General features: G+C 44.2%; 1 protein-coding gene. It reads right to left on the bottom strand.

Going from position 1 to position 1,154, the window contains the following annotated elements; all coding sequences use genetic code 11:
* On the bottom strand, nucleotides 1-1,154 hold a 1,154-nt coding region (lnt, locus tag ACQKCG_RS13795; protein ID WP_427585491.1), incomplete at both ends, for an apolipoprotein N-acyltransferase.

The following is a 1,154-nucleotide window of genomic DNA, read 5'->3' as shown; positions in this document are numbered from 1 at the left end:
GGTTATTATTATCAAGATAGGATAATTTCCCATAAGCATAAAGGGCGTGTTACCAACCCGTGCCTGTATCTCACCACGTAGTACAGTACGCTCAAACTGCGGTGCGCGTTTTACAATACGACCTTTATGGTTAATGATAGCGGTAACACCAGTATTGGTCGCTCGAATAAACCAGCGCCCGTTCTCAAGCGCGCGCATTTGTACCATTTGCAAATGTTGCAATGGTCCTGCTGAAGTGCCAAACCAGGCATCGTTAGAGACGGTCAACAAAAAGTCAGTATCGATGGCATTTTTACGCGTGGTATCTGGATAAGCTACCTCATAACAGATAGCCGTCCCTATATTGTGTTCACGCACCTTTAGCGGTGACTGCTGATCACTACCACGACTATAGCTCTTAATATCCTGACTACCGGCCAAACTTGGGAAAATATCGAGCACGCCTTCAAATGGAATATACTCTCCAAAAGGCACTAGACGCTGCTTCTTGTATAGGCCTTCCGCTTCTACACCTCGAGCAATCACGCTATTGTAAAATGGGGGATACTTATCCGTACTGGCATTGAATGCCGCTTTATCCTTATAAGGGATACCAGTTATCCATGTCGTATTGGTCGCATTGGCCATTTCTATCATTTCACTAATAAAGCCCGCAGCCTCATCCTGAAACATCGGAATAGATGATTCAGGCCACACCACCACATCACGTCCCCACTCAGTGCGCGTTAACTTCGCATAAATCTTTAGCGTTTCTAATTGATATTGCGTCAGCCACTTTATATCTTGTGAAATATTACCTTGAATCAATGACACTGACAGATCAGGTGTGCCCTTAGGTTTTGTCCATTGCGGATTGACCAGCCATAATGATGTGCTAATGGCTAATAACAGTACAGAAACGACGGCATAACTACTGCGTCGAAGCAGTAGCTCTACTAAACTTGCAGCCAATAGTATGGCAACAAAAGAGACGGCAAAAACACCAGCAACGGGTGCTAAGGACGATAACCAATACTCTTCAGTAAATGCATAACCAACAAACAGCCACGGAAAGCCTGTGAATAACCAAGTTTTTAACCATTCTTGTAGCACCCAAAGAGCAGCAAATGAAAAGGGTTGTTTGCCTACCATACGGTTAAAGACTAGTGCTAAAA

The organism is Psychrobacter sp. NPDC078929 (assembly GCF_050267985.1).
GTDB lineage: Bacteria > Pseudomonadota > Gammaproteobacteria > Pseudomonadales > Moraxellaceae > Psychrobacter.
This window is presented reverse-complemented; position numbering and strand designations above follow the sequence as displayed.